Raw genomic sequence first — 17,789 nt, 5'->3', positions numbered from 1 at the left:
ACTTGCTATTCCGGCCTATATATAAACAAAACATAGTCATATTGACTTTAGAGGGTTTAGATCAATGGTCTTAGCAACAAAAAACAGGCGAAAGTCTGCAGATATTGGGGTAGTGTTAACACGAGTTTTGGCATTAAGTGGCTGGGGTTTATTCATATTTGCCATCGTTATGTCATATTTTGCTGCACCAGAGCAAGATTATGGTTTACTACGATATAGAGATATCGAAATAAGACAATTTTGGCTAACACCCTTGACCGGGTATTTATATATAGTGCTTTGGATAAGCGCGTTATGTAGCTATTTTTGTTTAGTGCTTGATCATTATCGAAGTAGAAGAAAACAAGACAGTAAGCATTTTAATTTAGTCCTTTTACTGACGATCACTGTCGCTTGGGTTGTCTATATTTTAGTTAAACTCAATGAAGTATAAGTTCATTGCTAAATGTGTTTATCTCTACTTCAAAAATATAATTTAGTCTTTATTATGCAAAGCACTGTGCTTCATCAAGTACTGTGCTTATTGCTTTAACAAGTCTCTTTAAATCTGCCTCGGTGATAATAAAAGGTGGCATAATATAGATAAGCTTACCAAAGGGTCTGATCCATACACCCAGCTCAACAAACCTCTTTTGTATGTTAGCCATATTCACTGCATCTACTGTTTCTATAACACCAATCCCCCCGAGTACTCGCGCATCTTTCACTCTTGAGTGCTTATTTAAGGGTAATAATTTTAGCTTTAAATAACCTTCAATAAAACCAATTTGCTGTTGCCATTCTCCTGTTTCTAAAAGGTCTAAACTTGCATTAGCGACAGCACATGCCAGCGGGTTTGCCATAAAAGTAGGGCCATGCATAAAACATCCTGCTTCGCCATCGCTGATGGTATTGGCAATTTCTTCTGTACAAAGCGTAGCTGCAAGGGTCATATAACCGCCGGTTAATGTTTTTCCTAAACACATAATGTCAGGGCTTATTTCTGCCCAGTTACAGCCAAACATTTTACCCGTTCGGCCTAAGCCTGTGGCTATTTCATCAACAATAAATAATACGTTAAATTGCGTACATAAAGCGCGACATGCTTTTAAGTACTCAGGGTGATAAAAGCGCATGCCGCCTGCACCTTGCACTATAGGTTCGATAATAAAGGCCGCGATTTTTTCGTGCTGTGTTTTAAATAATGTTTTTAACCTTGTAAGTTCACTTTCATCCCACGGTTGATAAAAATTACTTTGTGGCGCCGGCGCAAAAATGTTTTTCATTAACACCGTTTCAAAAATTTGATGCATACCATTCACGGGATCGCAAACCGACATTGCTGCAAAGGTATCGCCGTGATAGCCATTTTTAACCGTGAGTAGTTTGTGTTTTTCGCTTTTGCCTTGACTATGCCAATATTGTAAAGACATTTTAATGGCCACTTCTACAGATACTGAGCCTGAGTCTGATAAAAAGACTTTTTGAAGCGGCTCTGGTGTTATATCAATCAACTTCTTACAGAGGTTAATCGCAGGTTCATGCGTTAAACCACCAAACATGACATGTGCCATTTTTTGCGTTTGATCAATAAGTGCTTGATTCAATTTTGGATGATTATAGCCATGTAACACCGACCACCACGAAGACATACCATCAACAAGTTCTTCTCCTGAGGCGAGTTTTATATGAACACCTTGTGCGGATTCAACTAAATATGATGGCAGTGGATTCGACATAGACGTGTAGGGGTGCCAAACATGTTTTTTATCAAAATCAATTAAATCTGTATGTTTTTTATTCATATGTAAAGCTTGCATGGGTTTTTATGTTGACAATTAATGACTGGCGCATAGATTACCTGCTAATATTTAACGATGCAATTATCCCATTTACATTTTTACAGCAAAGGTTTCATATGTCTCAAACGAATATACCTCGTCATGATTGGTCAATAGCTGAAGTTGAAGCATTATTTGCTATGCCTTTCAGTGATCTTATGTTTAAAGCTCAAACCGTTCATCGTGAACATTTTAACCCGAATGAAGTACAAGTTAGCACGTTATTATCAATAAAAACGGGTGCTTGTCCTGAAGACTGTAAATATTGTTCACAAAGTGTTCGATACAATACTAATGTTCAAAAAGAACGGTTAATGGAAGTTGAAAAAGTATTAGAAGCTGCAAAAGTAGCTAAAGATCAAGGTTCAACGCGTTTTTGTATGGGCGCCGGTTGGAGGAATCCTAAAGCGCGTGATATGCCTTTTGTACTTGAAATGGTAAAAGGTGTTAAAGCGATGGGTTTAGAAACCTGTATGACATTAGGCATGATTGATGGCGGCCAAGCCGACGAACTTCAAGAAGCGGGGTTAGATTATTACAACCATAATCTTGATACATCACCGGAACATTATAATTCTATAATTACCACCCGTAGCTATCAAGATAGATTAGACACGTTACAGAATGTTCGTGACTCGGGCATGAAGGTATGTAGTGGTGGTATTGTTGGTTTAGGCGAAAAGGCACAAGACAGAGCCTCGTTTTTAGCCCAATTAGCTAACTTACCGCAGCACCCTGAAAGTGTGCCTATCAATATGTTAGTAAAAATTGAAGGTACGCCATTAGCAGATGTTGACGATTTAGACCCTTTTGATTTTATCCGTTGTATTGCTATTGCCCGTATAATGATGCCTAAAAGCCATGTACGTTTATCGGCAGGACGCGATGCGATGAATGATCAAATGCAAGCAATGTGTTTCTTAGCCGGAGCAAATTCAATTTTTTACGGCTGTAAATTGTTAACAACGGGTAATCCTGAAGCGAATAAAGATATGCAATTGTTTGCAAAATTAGGTATTAATACCGAAACTATTGCCACTGAAGATGAAGATACTGAGCAGCAGATAACAACAGCGGTTGTCAATCAGCAAAACAAAGCGCTTTTTTACGACGCTTCTTTGTAACGTTCACATCGCATAAGAGTCAAACTGAATCTATGTCTTTTAACTTTATTGCTGAGCAAGTTGCTCAGCAAAAAGAAAAATCTCAATATCGTCAACGTCAATGTATAAGCGATCAAAATGGTCGAGAGATTTTTGTGTCAGGTGAACGTTATTTAAATTTTTCTTCTAATGATTACCTCGGTTTAAATCATCACCGTGATATAAATAAAGCGTTTCAAGAAGGTGTTGATAAATTCGGTAGTTGTGCGAGTGCTTCTAGTTTAATTACGGGTTTTCATTATGCGCACCAAGCGCTAGAAGAAGAAGTTTGTCAGTGGTTAAATAAACCACGCTGCTTACTTTATAGTAGTGGTTTTGCAGCTAACTCCGGTGTTTTACAAGCGTTAGGTAATAAAGAGAGCCAATTTTTATTAGACAAGTTAAGTCACGCTTCTTTAATTGATGGTGCGTTATCAAGCGACGCTTCAGTAAAGCGTTATCTACATAATGACCACCAACAACTTAAGCGGTATTTAGCTAACAGTACTTATGAAAATAAACTTATTATCTCTGAAGGTATTTTTAGCATGGATGGCGATTGTGCTGATGTTAGCCAGCTAATTGATATTGCAAAAAAACAACAAGCGATGCTTTATATGGATGATGCTCATAGTCTTGGCATCATAGGTGATAAAGGTCAGGGAAGTAGTAGTTTTGGACCGGTCGATATTGTTATGGCCACTTTTGGTAAAGCTTTAGCTACCAGTGGTGCTTTTATCGCTTGTGATGAAGATGTTTATGAGTATCTGGTGAATTTTTCCCGTCATTATATTTATTCAACCGCTATTTCTCCTGCTATCGCTTGGGCGACAAAAACGAGTATAAAACTTGCCCAAAGTGAATCTTGGCGTAGAGAAAAAATTAGGCAATTAAGCGAGATTTTATCAATGAACCTTGATGCCAGCATCAATATAATAACGTCATCCTCTTCTATTCATGCCATTGTTATTGGCAGTGAAGAAAGAACGCTTAACGTCTGCCAAACGTTGAGAAATAGAGGGATTTGGCTGACCGCGATACGACCTCCAACTGTTGCTAAAAATAGCTCTAGGTTACGCGTAACCATAACAGCAAAGCATAAAGAGAAAGATATCAACTATTTAGCGAATTGTTTGAATGAGGTTTTAAGTTAATGGCAGAGGGATTAAACAGGGTTAAAATAGCCAAGTCATTTGGCTTAGCAAGCCAATCGTATGATGTTTCATCTCGATTACAGCGTTATACGGGTAAAAATTTGATGTCATTATTACCTAATCGCTCAGATCTTACTGTGGTAGATTTAGGATCGGGTACCGGTTTTTTTACTGATATTTTAGCGAGTAAATTCAACCAAACCATTGGTGTTGATATTTCAGCTAAAATGTTATCTTTTGCCCAGGAAAATCGTAGTAAAGGTATTTCTTGGTTAGAGGCTGATGCTTATCATCTGCCTCTCAAAGCAGATAGTATTGATGTTATTTATTCTAATTTAGTTATTCAATGGTGTGATCCCCTCGACGTCCTTGTTAAGGAAGTTTTACGGGTATTAAAGCCTGGTGGTTTATTTATATTTTCAACCTTACTTGATGGCACCTTACATGAATTAAAGTCATCTTGGGCACAGGTTGATGATGATAAACATGTGATTGATTTTAAGACAGAAGGCGAACTAAAAACCATTTTTAGTCTTTGCTCATGTAAATTACTTGAACAAAAAAATGAAGATTTAGTCTTAGAATATGAAAACGTGATGCATTTAGCCCGTGAATTGAAGGGGCTCGGCGCAAATCATGTGCCTAAGGAAAAAGGAAAAGGTTTAGCTGGTAAAGACAAGTGGCAAAGAATGACCCTTAGCTATCAAGACTTTCAAGAGCCAAGTGGCATTTATCCTGCTACTTATAAAGTGTATTCTGGGATTATAGTTAAATTAAATGATTAAACTTTTTATTACTGCAACGGACACTGATGCAGGCAAAACCTACGTTGCTCAGTTACTCACTGCGGCCTTAGTAAAGATGAACTTTAACGTTGCCGTGTTTAAGCCTATTTCAGCCGGATGTGAAAGAATAGCTTCAGCAACAGGAGAAGTCCTTGTTAATGAAGATGCACAATTACTCTTACACCAGGCAAATTGCGGACAAACCATTAACGAAATTAACCCTCTCGCTTTTGAACCCGCCATTGCGCCTCACATCGCTGCTAATTTAATGAATACTGAAATTAAATTATCGGACATAAACCTTGGATACAACAACGTTTTAGCAAGAGCCAGTGACATTGTGATTACAGAAGGCGCAGGTGGTTGGCGATTACCATTAGGTCATGGCAAATTTTTATCTGAGTTTGTTCAGCAAACGAACCAGCAGGTGATTTTGGTGGTAAATATGAAGCTAGGCTGTTTAAATCATGCCGTGCTAACTTATGAAACGATACGAACAGATGGACTTGATTGCATTGGTTGGATAGCTAATTGTATCGAGCCAATGAGTTACTTACATGAAAATATAGCGGAGCTAACGACACTAATTTCAGCTCCGATGATTGCTCAATTAGGTTTTGAAGCGGATCTAAACAAAGCCGTGTCGGCAATAAATCTATCGTCGATTATTGAACTGCTTTAGGATATTAGTGACGTTTGTCTAAATGAGAGAAAGGGGCCGCATTACAACCTCTTTCTTCATTAATCAGCCCACTCTACATTGACAACAAATGACTGATATCTTCACTAACGGCAATCGTTTTTTTACTCCCTCCTTTAAATAAAAAACCATCAGGATTTCCTATTTTCGCACAAGCGATTAGTGACAATTTATTATATTCGAGTGTTAAAGCACTTCCTTCAACAATCGCCACAATAGGCATTTCAGGGTTAATGACCATAAATTCAGCTAAACGTTGTTCTCTTGTTTCACCGTTATGACCCGGTGGATTAAAATCAGTGTAATGAGGGTTAAGCTGAAATGGCACTAAGTTAAGAGCCTTAAAACTGGAGGGTTCAATAATCGGCATATCGTTGGTAGTGCAGATACTCGCACCGGCTATATTAGCGCCGGCACTCCAGCCAATATAAGGTACACCGGTTGCTACTTTGTCAGTAATAACAGAGATTAAATTATTCTCGTACAACTGATGCAATAAATGAAAGGTATTACCGCCACCAATAATAATTGCTTTTGCGTTATTAACCGCCGTAACCGCATCGCTAAACTGATGAATACCTGTAACGTTAATGTTCAATGGTTGCAGAGCATCTTGTACTTTCTTCGTGTAATCGTCATAACTAACACTAACACCTGCGTAGGGAATAAATAATACGTCTTTAATGCCTGCTAAGTGGTTTTCAATCATTGTTTGCGCATGTGCTAAGTAAGGTGTATTACCGACACGAGAGCTACTGAGTAGTAGCAAATTTTTATTTGTCATTTCTATTTCTCAATTTTAGTTTTTACTGATTGGCCAATGCTATTAACATTGTTATTGATTCAATTGACTCATACAAGCACTCGCAATAAAGCCTGAGCGTGTTTTGTATGCCGAAGACTTACTGACCCGATCATCAATTTGTTTTATCAGCAGCTCTGGTAAGGTGACATTAATTTTATGACTCTTGCCTAAGTAGGGCACTATATCGATATCAATGATACCCCAGATAACATTTGGGTAGCTAGCTAGGTGGTTTTCAATCGTTGTCGCGTGTGGAATAGCCTCACTATATTCAGCCAAAATAGCAAGGTGCTCAGCGATACTGTCCTTTATTTTGTTAAGCGAAGCATCAATGCTTTCGCCATTACATTCACAGCCCGGTAAGTCAGGGACGTTAACCTTATAGTTATCTACGCCAAGTATTTTCTTTAATGCGATAGGGTATTTCATTGTTATATCCTTTATTAACAGCTTGTCAAAGTATAACCCCGGCAACCCTTTAAACCAAGTAAATAATAACCCCAGCAACCCTTGTCGTGTGGTTACTGTAACTCTGGTAACTCTGTGTAGGGCGACCTTAACAACCCCGGCAACTCCGTTATTATTAAGGAGTGAATGTTTACTTAAGGCCTGAGTCTTTATATATAGCAATGATAAAAGGGCTGTAAGTAATTTTTTGTGTTCTTTGTCTTTGTTTTTAATCAAGTTTTATAGCGTTTTTGGGGTTACCATATTAAAGTGTTGTTATTTTATGAGAGAAATAAACGTTGGTCGTTGTTATTTTTCATGAGTAGGATTTAAGAATATAAAGCGATAAGACAACTGTTGGGTTTATGTCTCATCGATGAGTGAGGCTAGATTAATGAATCTATTGTTTGCTAATCATATTGTGCTTGGACGTAACAACAAAAAAACCGCTAATGAATATTAGCGGTTTTTATGTTTATAAAATACATCATGCTAGAACTAGCTTTATTTTTTACCCAGCAGTAAAAATATTTGTTTGGCTATATCGGTATTATCAATTTTACCTTTAAGTATCTCACTGCGTTTACCTAAGGTATGAACAGGAACATCAATTGCTGTGTGTCCCCCTGATGTCCAACCCGTATTTGTTCTAATATCAATAATTTTTTTAATAACACTCTCAATCGCTTTATTCATCTCAGGTTTTTTAATGTTGGTTTTTGTTTCTTCACCAAGCTGTTTGTATGCCGCTAATTCTTCAATGGCGGTAACTTTGGCTGCTACAATTTGCTCAACTTCATTTGTCGTTACATCAAAGCTAAGTAATTCAGTTAATAATTGTTGTGTTATTTTATTTTCAACTAAATTATCCGCAACGATCATTGGCGATTTTTTCATTGTACGTAAAATCTCAGGATTCCACTCATATTTACCACGCGCACCTATCGTTAAACCACCTGTGCTGTGATCAGCAGTTAGTATTACTAACGTGTCTGGGTTTTGTTTGACGTACTGCTCTAAGTATTCCATTGTTATCGCTAAATCTGACATTTCTGCCATTGCAGTAACAATATCATTGGAATGACCAGCCCAATCGATTTGACTGGCTTCAATTAGCATAAAATAACCGTTGCTGTTCTCTAATTGTTGAATCGCTTTTTTTGTCATGGTTGATAATCGATGCTGGTCTGTGTCGTCAATTGCTGAGGGTAACCCCTTATTTGCAAAAAGACCGATAACAGGCGTTTGCGCTTTAAGCGTATTTAAGGCGTTGTAGTTATCGATATATTGAAAACCAGCGGTTTTAAATTCGTCAACCAAATTTCTATCTTCACGAATAAAGTACTGCCAGCCACCACCAAAATAAACATCAGCCTTAATACCGTTATCTACATAACTGTCGGCAATGGCATTGTAGTTATTTCTACTTTCGTTGTGTGTCAAATAAGCTGCAGGAGTTGCATGGTTTATTTGTGAAGTAACCACCACACCCGTTTTTTTGCCTTGCTTTTTGGCAAACTCTAAAACAGTTTCTACACTTATCTTATTAACATCTAATGCTATTGCGCCATTGTAAGACTTAACACCCGCAGCAAGGGCTGTCGCTCCCGCGGCTGAGTCAGTAACAAGTCCAGAGACTCTAGCTGGGTATGTACTTGCAGAGCCGACCAATAAACGGTCAAATACTGTTTCTTCGATAATCGTTGTTGCAGGGTCATCGTTAAAATATCGGTAAGAGGTTGTGTAGGCCGGTCCCATACCATCAGCTATTACCATAATAATATTTTTGGGTGCATGCATATTTTCAACAGTTTTTACTGGTGATATAGCAACACTTGCGTTATTTTCAGTTTTTTCACAGGCTGTTAAGGCAATGACAACGCTGACAGCAGTAAGGAGTTTTTTCATTTTTTACTTCTTGTAGTAAGTGTTAAAGTTATGAGGTATTTATGGTTCATCTAAATACTAACGGTTTACTGTTAACTATTTATTATTTAATAAGAGGTCAAGCCATACCATACGGTGATCTGACGATGCTGCTCTATCTTTTATTAATCGATAGGTATCTTCATCTTTTGTTGGCCAATATACACCCGCGTCTTTAATGGTAAGTCCCATTTTTGAGGGTAAAACGTAATCTGCTCTCATCCGCCAAAAGGCCGTATGATGTTTAGCGTTAGTATTATCTTGGGTATGTTTTTCTGCGCCTTCGCTGCTAGGCATGGCATCTTGTATGTCAACATGAGCTAATAAACTTGAAATGCCAGCATTCATTGCATTCCCATCAACACTCGATGCATTTAAGTCACCAAGAATAACGAAAGGTGCTAATGGTTTTAAACCACCTTTGTCACCTTTGTCATCATAGATATAAGCTGACTTGTCAGCTGAAATGTAATCGGCCCAAAAACGAATTTCATCATGGTTACGTTTACCGTTCCTATCTTCTGGCCCGTCAAAAACGGGTGGTGTAGGGTGGCTTGCTAATATATGTATAATTTGTCCATTAACCTCTACCGGAACATCCCAATGAGATTTAGAAGAAAGTCTTAAATCTTGCCAAGCTTGAGGGCTAAACCAAGGCTTTGACGTTGTAGGGTCAATAGGTTGCAAGGCATTTGGCATATCTCGCCATTTAAAATATTGAAAAGTGCGTATATTCTTTACATCAATAGGGTATTTTGACATTAATACCATGCCAAAGTGCCCTGAAAAATGGCCATAACCAAAACCGTCACCGGGTAAAACACCGGGTGTTCCATTGCCATCTAGATCGTAACCGGAGTTAACACCGGTATTTACCTGACCTTGATAGTAATAAGGGAAATCGATGGCCTTTTGGCCATTTTGGCTTTTATTTAAATAGTGCTTACTAAATATTTTCAATGCCTGGTGTTGATTATCTTCATTATTATGTTGATTATCAAATTCATTGAGCAGAATAATGTCAGGGTTTACGCGCTGAATAATTTCTGCAATATTTTTAATTTGCTGATGGTTGCTTTCTAAAGCGACTTGCAAAGCATTACTTGAAACAGTAGCCGTTTCACGGTTTTGGGGAGACTGATAATTTAAAGCCTCCATACTTACGTTGAATGTTGCTATTTTAAGTTGTTGTGCTTGTGCTGTACTCATATAAGTCAACGCTAGTGTTATAGTGATAGATAAAATTGAATTTTTCATAAGTCTTAGTTTAAACCACATCCGCGTAAAATCATGTCTGTTAAAAAGGCAATGACATGCTCAACATCTTCATCTTCGTAATCTGCTCTATTCATAATAGTTAAGATCTGTGTTTCAAAATCAGCATAGTGCTGGGTTGAAGACCAAATAAGAAAGATCAAATGTATTGGGTCAACATCTCGCATTTCGCCATTGTCTATCCACTGCTGAAACAGCTGCGCTTTTTCTCTTACCCACTTACGTTGATAAGTACGCGCAAAGTCTTTTAAATGTTGGGCACCTTGGATGATCTCCATGGCATAAATTTTTGATGACTCGGGGTGTTTGAAAGACATTCTTACTTTTGCATCAATAAACTTTTCAATCGCCGCTTTAGGACCATCTTCGGGCGTTATATCTCCGATACCTTCATCCCACATTTGTAAGGTATGTTCTAATACGGCGTGGTAAATGTTTTCTTTATTTTTAAAATAATAAAGTATATTAGCTTTGGGTAGGCCCGCTCGGTCGGCAATTGATTGCACCGTAGCTCCTTTAAAGCCTTGCAAAACAAACTCAGTACTCGCCGCTATCATTATTTTATGTTGGCTTTGTATCCGAATATTCCCTGTTTTTTTAATTTCTTTGTTGTTTTTCATAAAGTTGCTCTATATTAAGAATGCATAAATAAAACATTTTTGAGTTAATTATTATTATTATAATTTTATTTATTTACTAGGTCTTGACCATATAGTTAACTTTTATGGCTCGTTAGACTTATCTCGATCTTGTCGTAGATTCAAGAGACAAAATTACATTTTTATGAAATTCTACTATAAATGTTTACACATTTATTTGAAAGGGCACTTTAACGCTTTAATCGATGTTCCTGACGTTTATTATTATTTACATTTTACGCGCTTACCTAAATAAAATCAGCTCAATCTGTTGTAAACATGATTGTTTATGCTTTATTTGTATACTTATGTAATGAACTGGCTGCACACACATATAACTAAAGGGAATTAAAATAAGATATCGATACCAATATCTTATATAAAGTCCATTTTCATTATCAATTATATTGATAACGCCTTGATTGTTTTTTATCCTATTGTTTATTAACGTTATTAATTGTTTTTGGATTTCGCTTTATTTATAAAAAGTTGTCATATAACATTTGATTTTAAAAAAGTCTGAAAATATGTAATGAAAGTGTAATAAAAATCTGGTCTAATTTCATTCGAAATTAAAAACAGAGCAACTGGTTAAGTTTTTAGTTGCTAAAAATATTAATAAGTAATCAACACTTAAAACGTAATCAATAATTAAAAACGTAATCAAGGAATAACAGATGAACACTCCTCGTCTCTCACTCATAACAGGCGCCGTTGTATTAGCGCTTGGACTTTCTACTTCAGCTATGGCTGCTGATACATCATCCTCAATACGAGGACAAATCTTAAGTAATAGCGGTTCACCTGTTACAGGCGCTACGGTTACTGTTATACATATACCTACAGGCTCTAAAAAAACAGTTAAGCTAAACGAAAGTGGTGTATTTTCTGCTAGCGGTTTAAGAGTAGGTGGTCCTTATAAAGTCATTGTTGACTCTAATATTTATCAAGATAAAACCTTAGAAAATATATTTCTTCAATTAGGTCAAACTTCACAAGTCAGCATTGAACTAGGCTCAGAAGAAATGGAGCGTATATCTGTTTCTGGTAGTAGTCGTCATGCGTTAATTCATGGCGCTAAAAATGGCATGGGTAGTGTATATGGTGCAGATGATATTAATCGTGCCCCTGCATTTGACCGTGATTTAAAAGATATTATTCGTCAAAATCCTTTGGTGAACATTTCTGATAGCGATAGTAATGAAATGTCAGTAGGTGGTGTAAATCCACGTTTTAACAGCTTGTCAATTGATGGCGTTAAACAAAATGATGATTTTGGTTTAAGTGCAAACGGTTACCCAACGAACGGTTCTCCTATTTCTTTATTGTCTATTGCACAGGTAGCCATTGATATTACCCCTTTTAACGCCAAAGCTTCGGGCTTTACCGGTGCGTCAATAAATGCGGTTACAAAATCAGGTACTAATGAACTATTTGGAGAGTTGTTTTACGACTACTCAAGTGATTCTTTAGCCGGCACGCCTAAAAATGAAGATGGCGAAGATATCAATTTAGACTTTACACGTAAAAATTATGGTATGGCTTTAGGCGGCAAGATTATTGAAGACGAGTTGTTCTTTTTTGTAAGTTATGAAGAGTCTAAAAGTCCATTTGTAAATAATTTTGGTCCTGGTACTGCAAATCCTAAAGATTGGTTAACTTCTGATACGATTACAGAAGTACAAAATATTGCTTCAGAAGTCTATGGCGTTAACGCTGGCGGTATTGCTGATGGCCTATCTAACGATAGCGAAAAATTAATTGTTAAGCTTGATTGGAATATCAATGATGACCATCGTGCAGCATTTACTTATCAAAACACACAAGATAACTCAGTGCGTGATCAACATACAAGTTCAAGAAATCAATTTGGTTTATTGAGTAACTGGTATAACGTTGATGCAAGTGTTGAATCATATGCTTTACAACTTTATTCATACTGGACTGATGAACTATCAACACAGTTAAGTGTTTCATTTAAAGATGTTGAAAACAAACAGGGTTCATTCTCTGATGTTTTAAACGATAAAAAAATTGGTCAAGCGTGTATCACTATCGGTGAAAGTGATGAGAGATGCTCTGACCGTGATTCAAATTCAATATGGCTTGGTACTGACGCATATCGTCATGCCAACCAATTGACAAATGACACTTTAGCTATTGATTTTGACGGTGAATATTTACTTGAAGAACATGTATTGTCATTTGGTGTTGGTATTGAAAAAACCAACGTATTTAACCAGTTTGTACCTTTTTCTCGAGGTGAGTGGTTATTTGATTCAGTAGAAGACTTCAAAAATCAAAATGCTGAACGTGTTTCTTATTCAAATGCTTACACAGGTAATGCGAATGATGCAGCAGCAGAGTTTTCATTATCAAACTTCCACCTTTTTGTTGAAGATAAATGGCAAATTAACGATGAGTTATGGGTAAATGCAGGTGTGCGATATGAGCGTATTTCAACGTCTGGCACTATCCGTGAAAACGAAGCTTTTGTTGGTTTATATGGTTTTAGCAACACTAATAGTTTAGACGGTAAAGATATTTTCTTACCTCGCTTCGGTTTTAACTGGTCAGTGCAAGACGACTTGACCTTAAGTGGTGGTATCGGTCGCTATTATGGTGGTACTCCAAATGTTTGGATTTCTAACGTATATTCAAATGATGGCCAAATCAATGTACGTGCAAACGTAAATGATGTTGACTTAACAAATGCTGATATAACTCAACCTCCTGCAGGTGCAACACTGACTCCAGGTGACGGCGATGTTGATGCAATCGATCCTAACTTTGAATTGCCAAGCGAATGGCGTGTAGGTTTAACAGCGAACTATACCGCTGATTTAGGTCCTTATTTAGGTACGGGTTGGGATTTAGAAACTAGCTTCATGTACGTTGAAGAAAAAGACGCTGTTCGCTGGAAAGAATTATACAGAACGACACAAGAATCTGTTGTTGGTCCTGATGGTCGTGTTATCCCTGTTGGCACAGGCTCGCGTGATAGAGCTGATGCTATGGTTACAAATGGTGAAGGCGGCAAACGTAAGATATTTACTTTAAGTGCAGCTAAAGCGTTTGATAACGGTCTTTATTTCAATGTTTCATATGCAAATACTGACGCAACATCATTAGCTGGCGGAACGAGTTCAACCTCTAACTCAAACTTCTCGAAATATAATACCGCTGATCGAAACAACCCTCAAGTTGGTACAAGCCGTTATGAAATTGAACATAGTTTCAAACTAAACTTGTCTTATAACATTGAATTGTTTGAAGGTTACAACTCGACTTTCTCACTTCAAGGTGAACGTTCATCAGGTCGACCTTACAGTTGGGTATATGATGGCGGTTCAAATGCTTTCGGTGGTCAAAACAACTACACAAGAGCTGATATGTTTTTACCATATATACCAACAGGTGCAGATGATGCAGCGGTAACATATGCTGATGGTTATAGTTATGAACAACTTAAAACTGTACTTGATGCGAGTGGTTTAACGAAATATGCTGGTGGAATTGCACCTCGTAATACTGAAACAGGACCTTGGAATTCTCGTCTTGACTTTAAATATAGCCAAGAAGTTCCTGGTTTTATGGAAGGTCATAAAGGTGTGCTTTTCGTTTCGGTTAAAAACGTTCTTAACTTAATCGATAGTAGTGCAGGTAAAGTTAATGTGACTAACTTCACAAATGCTAGAGAGTTAGTTGATATTAATTACGACCAAGATACTAATACTTATGAATATAGTGAAGGGTTTAGAGATAGTGCGCCAACATATTATGATGCTGAGCGTTCTTCTTGGAGAATTAAAGTAGGCGTTAGCTACAAGTTCTAATTCAACTGAGTATGACTTCAATAAAAACCCTTTAGTTTACTAAAGGGTTTTTTTTTATGGAAAAATTTAACCCTTTTACTCATACCTAAACTACATACTTGACCACTTGGTCAACTATGTTATTCTGATACGACTCAATAACTCTTGAATCTTTATAATGATAAATACAAATACAATCGAAATACCGGCAAATTTAAAAGCCGCCGCTAAAGAAGCTTATGGTAAAGCTTATGCGCCTTACAGCAATTTTTATGTAGGTGCCGCTGCTTTAACAACAAAGGGAAATATTGTTCAAGGTTGTAATGTTGAGAATGCGTCTTATGGTTTAACGGTTTGCGCAGAGCGTAATTGTGTAAGCCATGCCGTGATAAAAGGCGAGCAGAGCTTTCAGATGATCGTTATTTATACCGAGCAAGACAAATTAACGCCACCGTGCGGCGCATGTCGACAAGTTATCGCCGAGTTTTTTGAACAATCAGCTCCGGTGATTGCGTTTAATCACAAAAATGAACAGCAAGTGTGGAGTGTGGCACAACTTTTACCAGATGCTTTCACACCAAAAGATCTACTGGATCTATAAGGATTTTAACCATGGTATTACCGCAAGAAATTATTCGCATTAAGCGTGATGGTAAAAACCTCAGCGAAGGTCAAATTCACAGTTTCGTGAAGGGTTTAGTTGACGGCAGTTTTTCCGACAGTCAAGTGGGTGCAATGGCGATGGCAATTTTTCAAAAAGGATTGTCGGTTGAAGAAAAAGTAACACTCACTAAAGCGATGATGAACTCAGGTGATGTACTTTCGTGGGAGGGCTATGATGCCCCCATTGTAGACAAACACTCTACAGGTGGAGTAGGAGATAAAGTGAGCTTTATGCTTGCTGCAATCGTTTCTGCGTGTGGTGCTTACGTGCCAATGATTTCAGGGCGCGGGTTAGGACACACCGGTGGTACCTCAGATAAATTAGAAAGTATTGCGGGTTTTAATGTTGAACCGACCATAGCTGAATTTAAGCGCATCGTAAAAGAGGTGGGTGTCGCTATAATATCCCAAACTGACAACTTAGCGCCTGCAGATAAACGCCTTTATAGTATTCGAGATGTCACCGCGACGGTTGAGTCTATTCCCCTGATAACCGCCTCTATTTTATCTAAAAAACTCGCTGCGGGTCTTGATACTTTAGTGATGGATGTCAAAGTGGGTAATGGCGCGATGATGTCATCTCTTGACGATGCTAAAGCGCTTGCTGAGAGTATTTCAAGTGTCGCCAATGGTGCCGGCGTTAAAACTCAAGCGATCATCACTGACATGAATCAAGTGTTAGGCACCAGTGCTGGTAATGCTATTGAAATGTATGAAACCGCTAAATATTTAACCGGTAAACAGCGAGAACCACGTTTGCATAAGGTTGTTAAAACGTTAGCCTGTGCGATGTTAGTAAACTCTGGTTTAGCAAGCGATGAACAAAGTGCCTATCTTAAAATTGATAAGGCGCTGCATTCAGGTAAAGCGGCAGAAATATTTGAACGTATGATAGCGGCTTTAGGTGGTCCAACAGATTTTGTTGAAAACCCTTGGGGTTCAATGCATAAAGCTGCAATTATTATGGAGATAAAAGCGAGTCAACATGGCTACTTAGCACAAATGAACACCCGTGATGTCGGTATGTCAGTGGTTGGTTTAGGCGGCGGTAGAACTGCGCCAAAACAAAAAGTAGATCACAGTGTGGGTTTCGATCGAATTTTACCGCTGGGAGTACAAGTAAACAGTGGCGAAGTTATTGCGCGTGTTCATGCGAAAGATGAAAATTCTGCGCGATTAGCTGCTCAGCAATTTCAACAAGCAATCACTTATTCTGAAGAGTCACCTGAATTACCACCGGTGATCTATTAAGCTTGCATCATATAAAATCACTTTTTATTTAGCCCATAAGAAGTGATTTTAATACTTTAGTCAATTTATCACGTATCGAATATTACAACGTACCGAAAATCTTGTCTCCTGCGTCACCTAAACCCGGTAGAATATAACCTTGCTTGTTAAGTTTTTCATCTATTACGCCAATGGTTAACGTAACATCAGGGTGAGCATCTGCTATCATTTTAATGCCTTCTGGTGCCGCAACCAAAAATAGCGCGATAATGGTCTTACAACCTGAGGTTTTTAATAAATCTATTGTCGCTAATGCAGTGCCGCCTGTTGCTAGCATCGGGTCAATAATAATTGCTGTTCTGTTTTCTATATCAGAAATTATATTTTCGTAATAACTTTCAGCCGCTAAAGTCTCTTCATTTCGTTGTATGCCAACAACACTAATTTTTGCACAAGGCAATATTGAAAGAGAGCCTTCAAGCATACCCAAACCCGCACGTAATATGGGAACAAGCGTGGGTTGTTTATCAGCAAGTGTAGGGACTGATATTTCGCCAGACCAACAGGTTAATGAGGTATTTTTAAGACTAAGGTGTTGGGTTGCTTCAACCGTCAGTAACATTGATATTTCTTTAGTCAACTCTCGAAAGGCTTTAACTGAAATATTGTTATCTCGTAATAAACTAATTTTGTGCTTGACCAGTGGGTGAGTGCTTTCAAAAACTGACATGGAGTATTCCTTGTTTTATACAGGGACAAATGAGATAAATATCTTCCTCGTATTAAACAAAGAAGAAATGACTATGTTTACCAGACTAATTGCTTGAAATGGGCTCTACAAAGAGGCTCGTAACGTTCATTACCACCCACCTCAACTTGTTGACCCACTTTTACAGGCACACCATATTCATCTTGTCTGATGACAAAGTTAGCTTTACGTCCACAATGACAAATCGTTTTTAATTCGACTAATTTATCAGCCCAAGCGAGCAGGGCAGCACTGCCAGAAAAAGTTTCTCCTAGAAAATCAGTCCTTATGCCATAAGCTAATACCGGTATATGCAATAAATCAACAACATCCGTTAACTGCTTTACTTGTTCTGTTGACAAAAACTGTGCTTCATCAATAAGCACACAATCAATTTTTTTTGCCTGGTGTTTGTTTTTTATATCAACGAGCATGTTGATACTATCATCAAATAAGAAAGCATCTGCGTCTATACCTAAACGCGAGGCGACTTTTCCTTTGGCAAACCTGTCATCAATTTGTGCGGTGTAGATAGCCGTTGTTAAACCACGTTCGCGATAATTATAAGATGATTGCAACAGGTGAGTCGACTTACCTGCGTTCATTGATGAATAATAAAAATACAGTTGTGCCATGAATTA

General features: G+C 37.8%; 16 protein-coding genes. 8 read left to right on the top strand and 8 right to left on the bottom strand.

Annotated elements, in window-relative coordinates; translation table 11 throughout:
* The first annotated feature begins 64 nt into the window (after window positions 1–64).
* On the top strand, window positions 65–433 hold the full coding sequence (locus H4J52_RS14550; RefSeq protein ID WP_182179434.1) for a hypothetical protein: 369 nt from the start codon (window positions 65–67) through the stop codon (window positions 431–433).
* A gap of 52 nt (window positions 434–485) precedes the next feature.
* On the opposite strand, the gene bioA is transcribed toward H4J52_RS14550, so the two are convergent.
* Window positions 486–1,784, bottom strand: coding sequence for an adenosylmethionine--8-amino-7-oxononanoate transaminase (bioA, locus tag H4J52_RS14545; protein WP_182225009.1), 1,299 nt, complete (start codon window positions 1,782–1,784; stop codon window positions 486–488).
* A gap of 113 nt (window positions 1,785–1,897) precedes the next feature.
* Between bioA and bioB the strand changes: the two genes are divergently transcribed.
* From bioB to bioD, 4 genes are read left to right on the top strand one after another with little or no spacing between them, the layout of a single operon-like run.
* The gene (gene bioB, locus H4J52_RS14540; protein WP_182179430.1) at window positions 1,898–2,944 is read left to right on the top strand and encodes a biotin synthase BioB; all 1,047 of its coding nucleotides are present in this window, start codon (window positions 1,898–1,900) and stop codon (window positions 2,942–2,944) included.
* A gap of 32 nt (window positions 2,945–2,976) precedes the next feature.
* Window positions 2,977–4,116 (top strand): 8-amino-7-oxononanoate synthase, encoded by a 1,140-nt coding sequence (locus H4J52_RS14535; protein ID WP_182179428.1) that lies wholly within the window; start codon window positions 2,977–2,979, stop codon window positions 4,114–4,116.
* Window positions 4,116–4,901, top strand: a complete 786-nt coding sequence (gene bioC, locus H4J52_RS14530; RefSeq protein WP_182179426.1) for a malonyl-ACP O-methyltransferase BioC — start codon at window positions 4,116–4,118, stop codon at window positions 4,899–4,901. Before H4J52_RS14535 ends, bioC begins: the two co-directional genes overlap by 1 nt.
* Entirely contained in the window at window positions 4,894–5,583 is a 690-nt protein-coding gene (bioD, locus tag H4J52_RS14525; RefSeq protein ID WP_182179424.1) for a dethiobiotin synthase, read from the top strand. The genes bioC and bioD overlap by 8 nt, the downstream gene beginning before the upstream one ends.
* Before the next feature lie 73 nt (window positions 5,584–5,656).
* Here bioD and pepE read toward each other — a convergent pair whose 3' ends face one another.
* The 5 genes from pepE to H4J52_RS14500 form a co-directional block, all read right to left on the bottom strand.
* A complete protein-coding gene (gene pepE / locus H4J52_RS14520) occupies window positions 5,657–6,385 on the bottom strand; it encodes a dipeptidase PepE (protein ID WP_182179422.1) in 729 nt (242 codons plus the stop codon).
* A gap of 51 nt (window positions 6,386–6,436) precedes the next feature.
* Window positions 6,437–6,835, bottom strand: a complete 399-nt coding sequence (locus H4J52_RS14515) for a type II toxin-antitoxin system HicB family antitoxin (protein ID WP_182179420.1) — start codon at window positions 6,833–6,835, stop codon at window positions 6,437–6,439.
* 522 nt (window positions 6,836–7,357) lie between these two features.
* Window positions 7,358–8,761: an alkaline phosphatase gene (locus H4J52_RS14510; RefSeq protein ID WP_182223880.1), complete on the bottom strand. Its 1,404-nt coding sequence runs from the start codon at window positions 8,759–8,761 to the stop codon at window positions 7,358–7,360.
* A 75-nt stretch (window positions 8,762–8,836) separates the two neighbouring features.
* The gene (locus H4J52_RS14505) at window positions 8,837–10,036 is read right to left on the bottom strand and encodes an endonuclease/exonuclease/phosphatase family protein (protein ID WP_182179416.1); all 1,200 of its coding nucleotides are present in this window, start codon (window positions 10,034–10,036) and stop codon (window positions 8,837–8,839) included.
* 5 nt (window positions 10,037–10,041) lie between these two features.
* Window positions 10,042–10,674, bottom strand: coding sequence for a TetR/AcrR family transcriptional regulator (locus tag H4J52_RS14500; RefSeq protein ID WP_182179414.1), 633 nt, complete (start codon window positions 10,672–10,674; stop codon window positions 10,042–10,044).
* A gap of 695 nt (window positions 10,675–11,369) precedes the next feature.
* Here H4J52_RS14500 and H4J52_RS14495 point away from each other — a divergent pair.
* The 3 genes from H4J52_RS14495 (at window position 11,370) to deoA (ending at window position 16,421) form a co-directional block, all read left to right on the top strand.
* The gene (locus H4J52_RS14495) at window positions 11,370–14,528 is read left to right on the top strand and encodes a TonB-dependent receptor (RefSeq protein ID WP_182179412.1); all 3,159 of its coding nucleotides are present in this window, start codon (window positions 11,370–11,372) and stop codon (window positions 14,526–14,528) included.
* A 157-nt stretch (window positions 14,529–14,685) separates the two neighbouring features.
* A complete protein-coding gene (locus H4J52_RS14490) occupies window positions 14,686–15,108 on the top strand; it encodes a cytidine deaminase (protein ID WP_182179410.1) in 423 nt (140 codons plus the stop codon).
* Between the two features lie 11 nt (window positions 15,109–15,119).
* Entirely contained in the window at window positions 15,120–16,421 is a 1,302-nt protein-coding gene (gene deoA / locus H4J52_RS14485) for a thymidine phosphorylase (RefSeq protein WP_182179408.1), read from the top strand.
* 82 nt (window positions 16,422–16,503) lie between these two features.
* Here deoA and upp read toward each other — a convergent pair whose 3' ends face one another.
* Window positions 16,504–17,130, bottom strand: coding sequence for a uracil phosphoribosyltransferase (gene upp, locus H4J52_RS14480; RefSeq protein WP_182179406.1), 627 nt, complete (start codon window positions 17,128–17,130; stop codon window positions 16,504–16,506).
* A 77-nt stretch (window positions 17,131–17,207) separates the two neighbouring features.
* On the bottom strand, window positions 17,208–17,783 hold the full coding sequence (locus tag H4J52_RS14475; RefSeq protein ID WP_182179404.1) for a thymidine kinase: 576 nt from the start codon (window positions 17,781–17,783) through the stop codon (window positions 17,208–17,210).
* Between the last annotated feature and the right edge of the window lie 6 nt (window positions 17,784–17,789).

Source organism: Colwellia sp. MB02u-14 (assembly GCF_014076915.1).
Taxonomy (GTDB): Bacteria; Pseudomonadota; Gammaproteobacteria; order Enterobacterales; family Alteromonadaceae; genus Colwellia_A.
The sequence above is the reverse complement of the archived record's forward strand: the minus strand, read 5'-3'. Positions and strand labels throughout refer to the sequence as shown.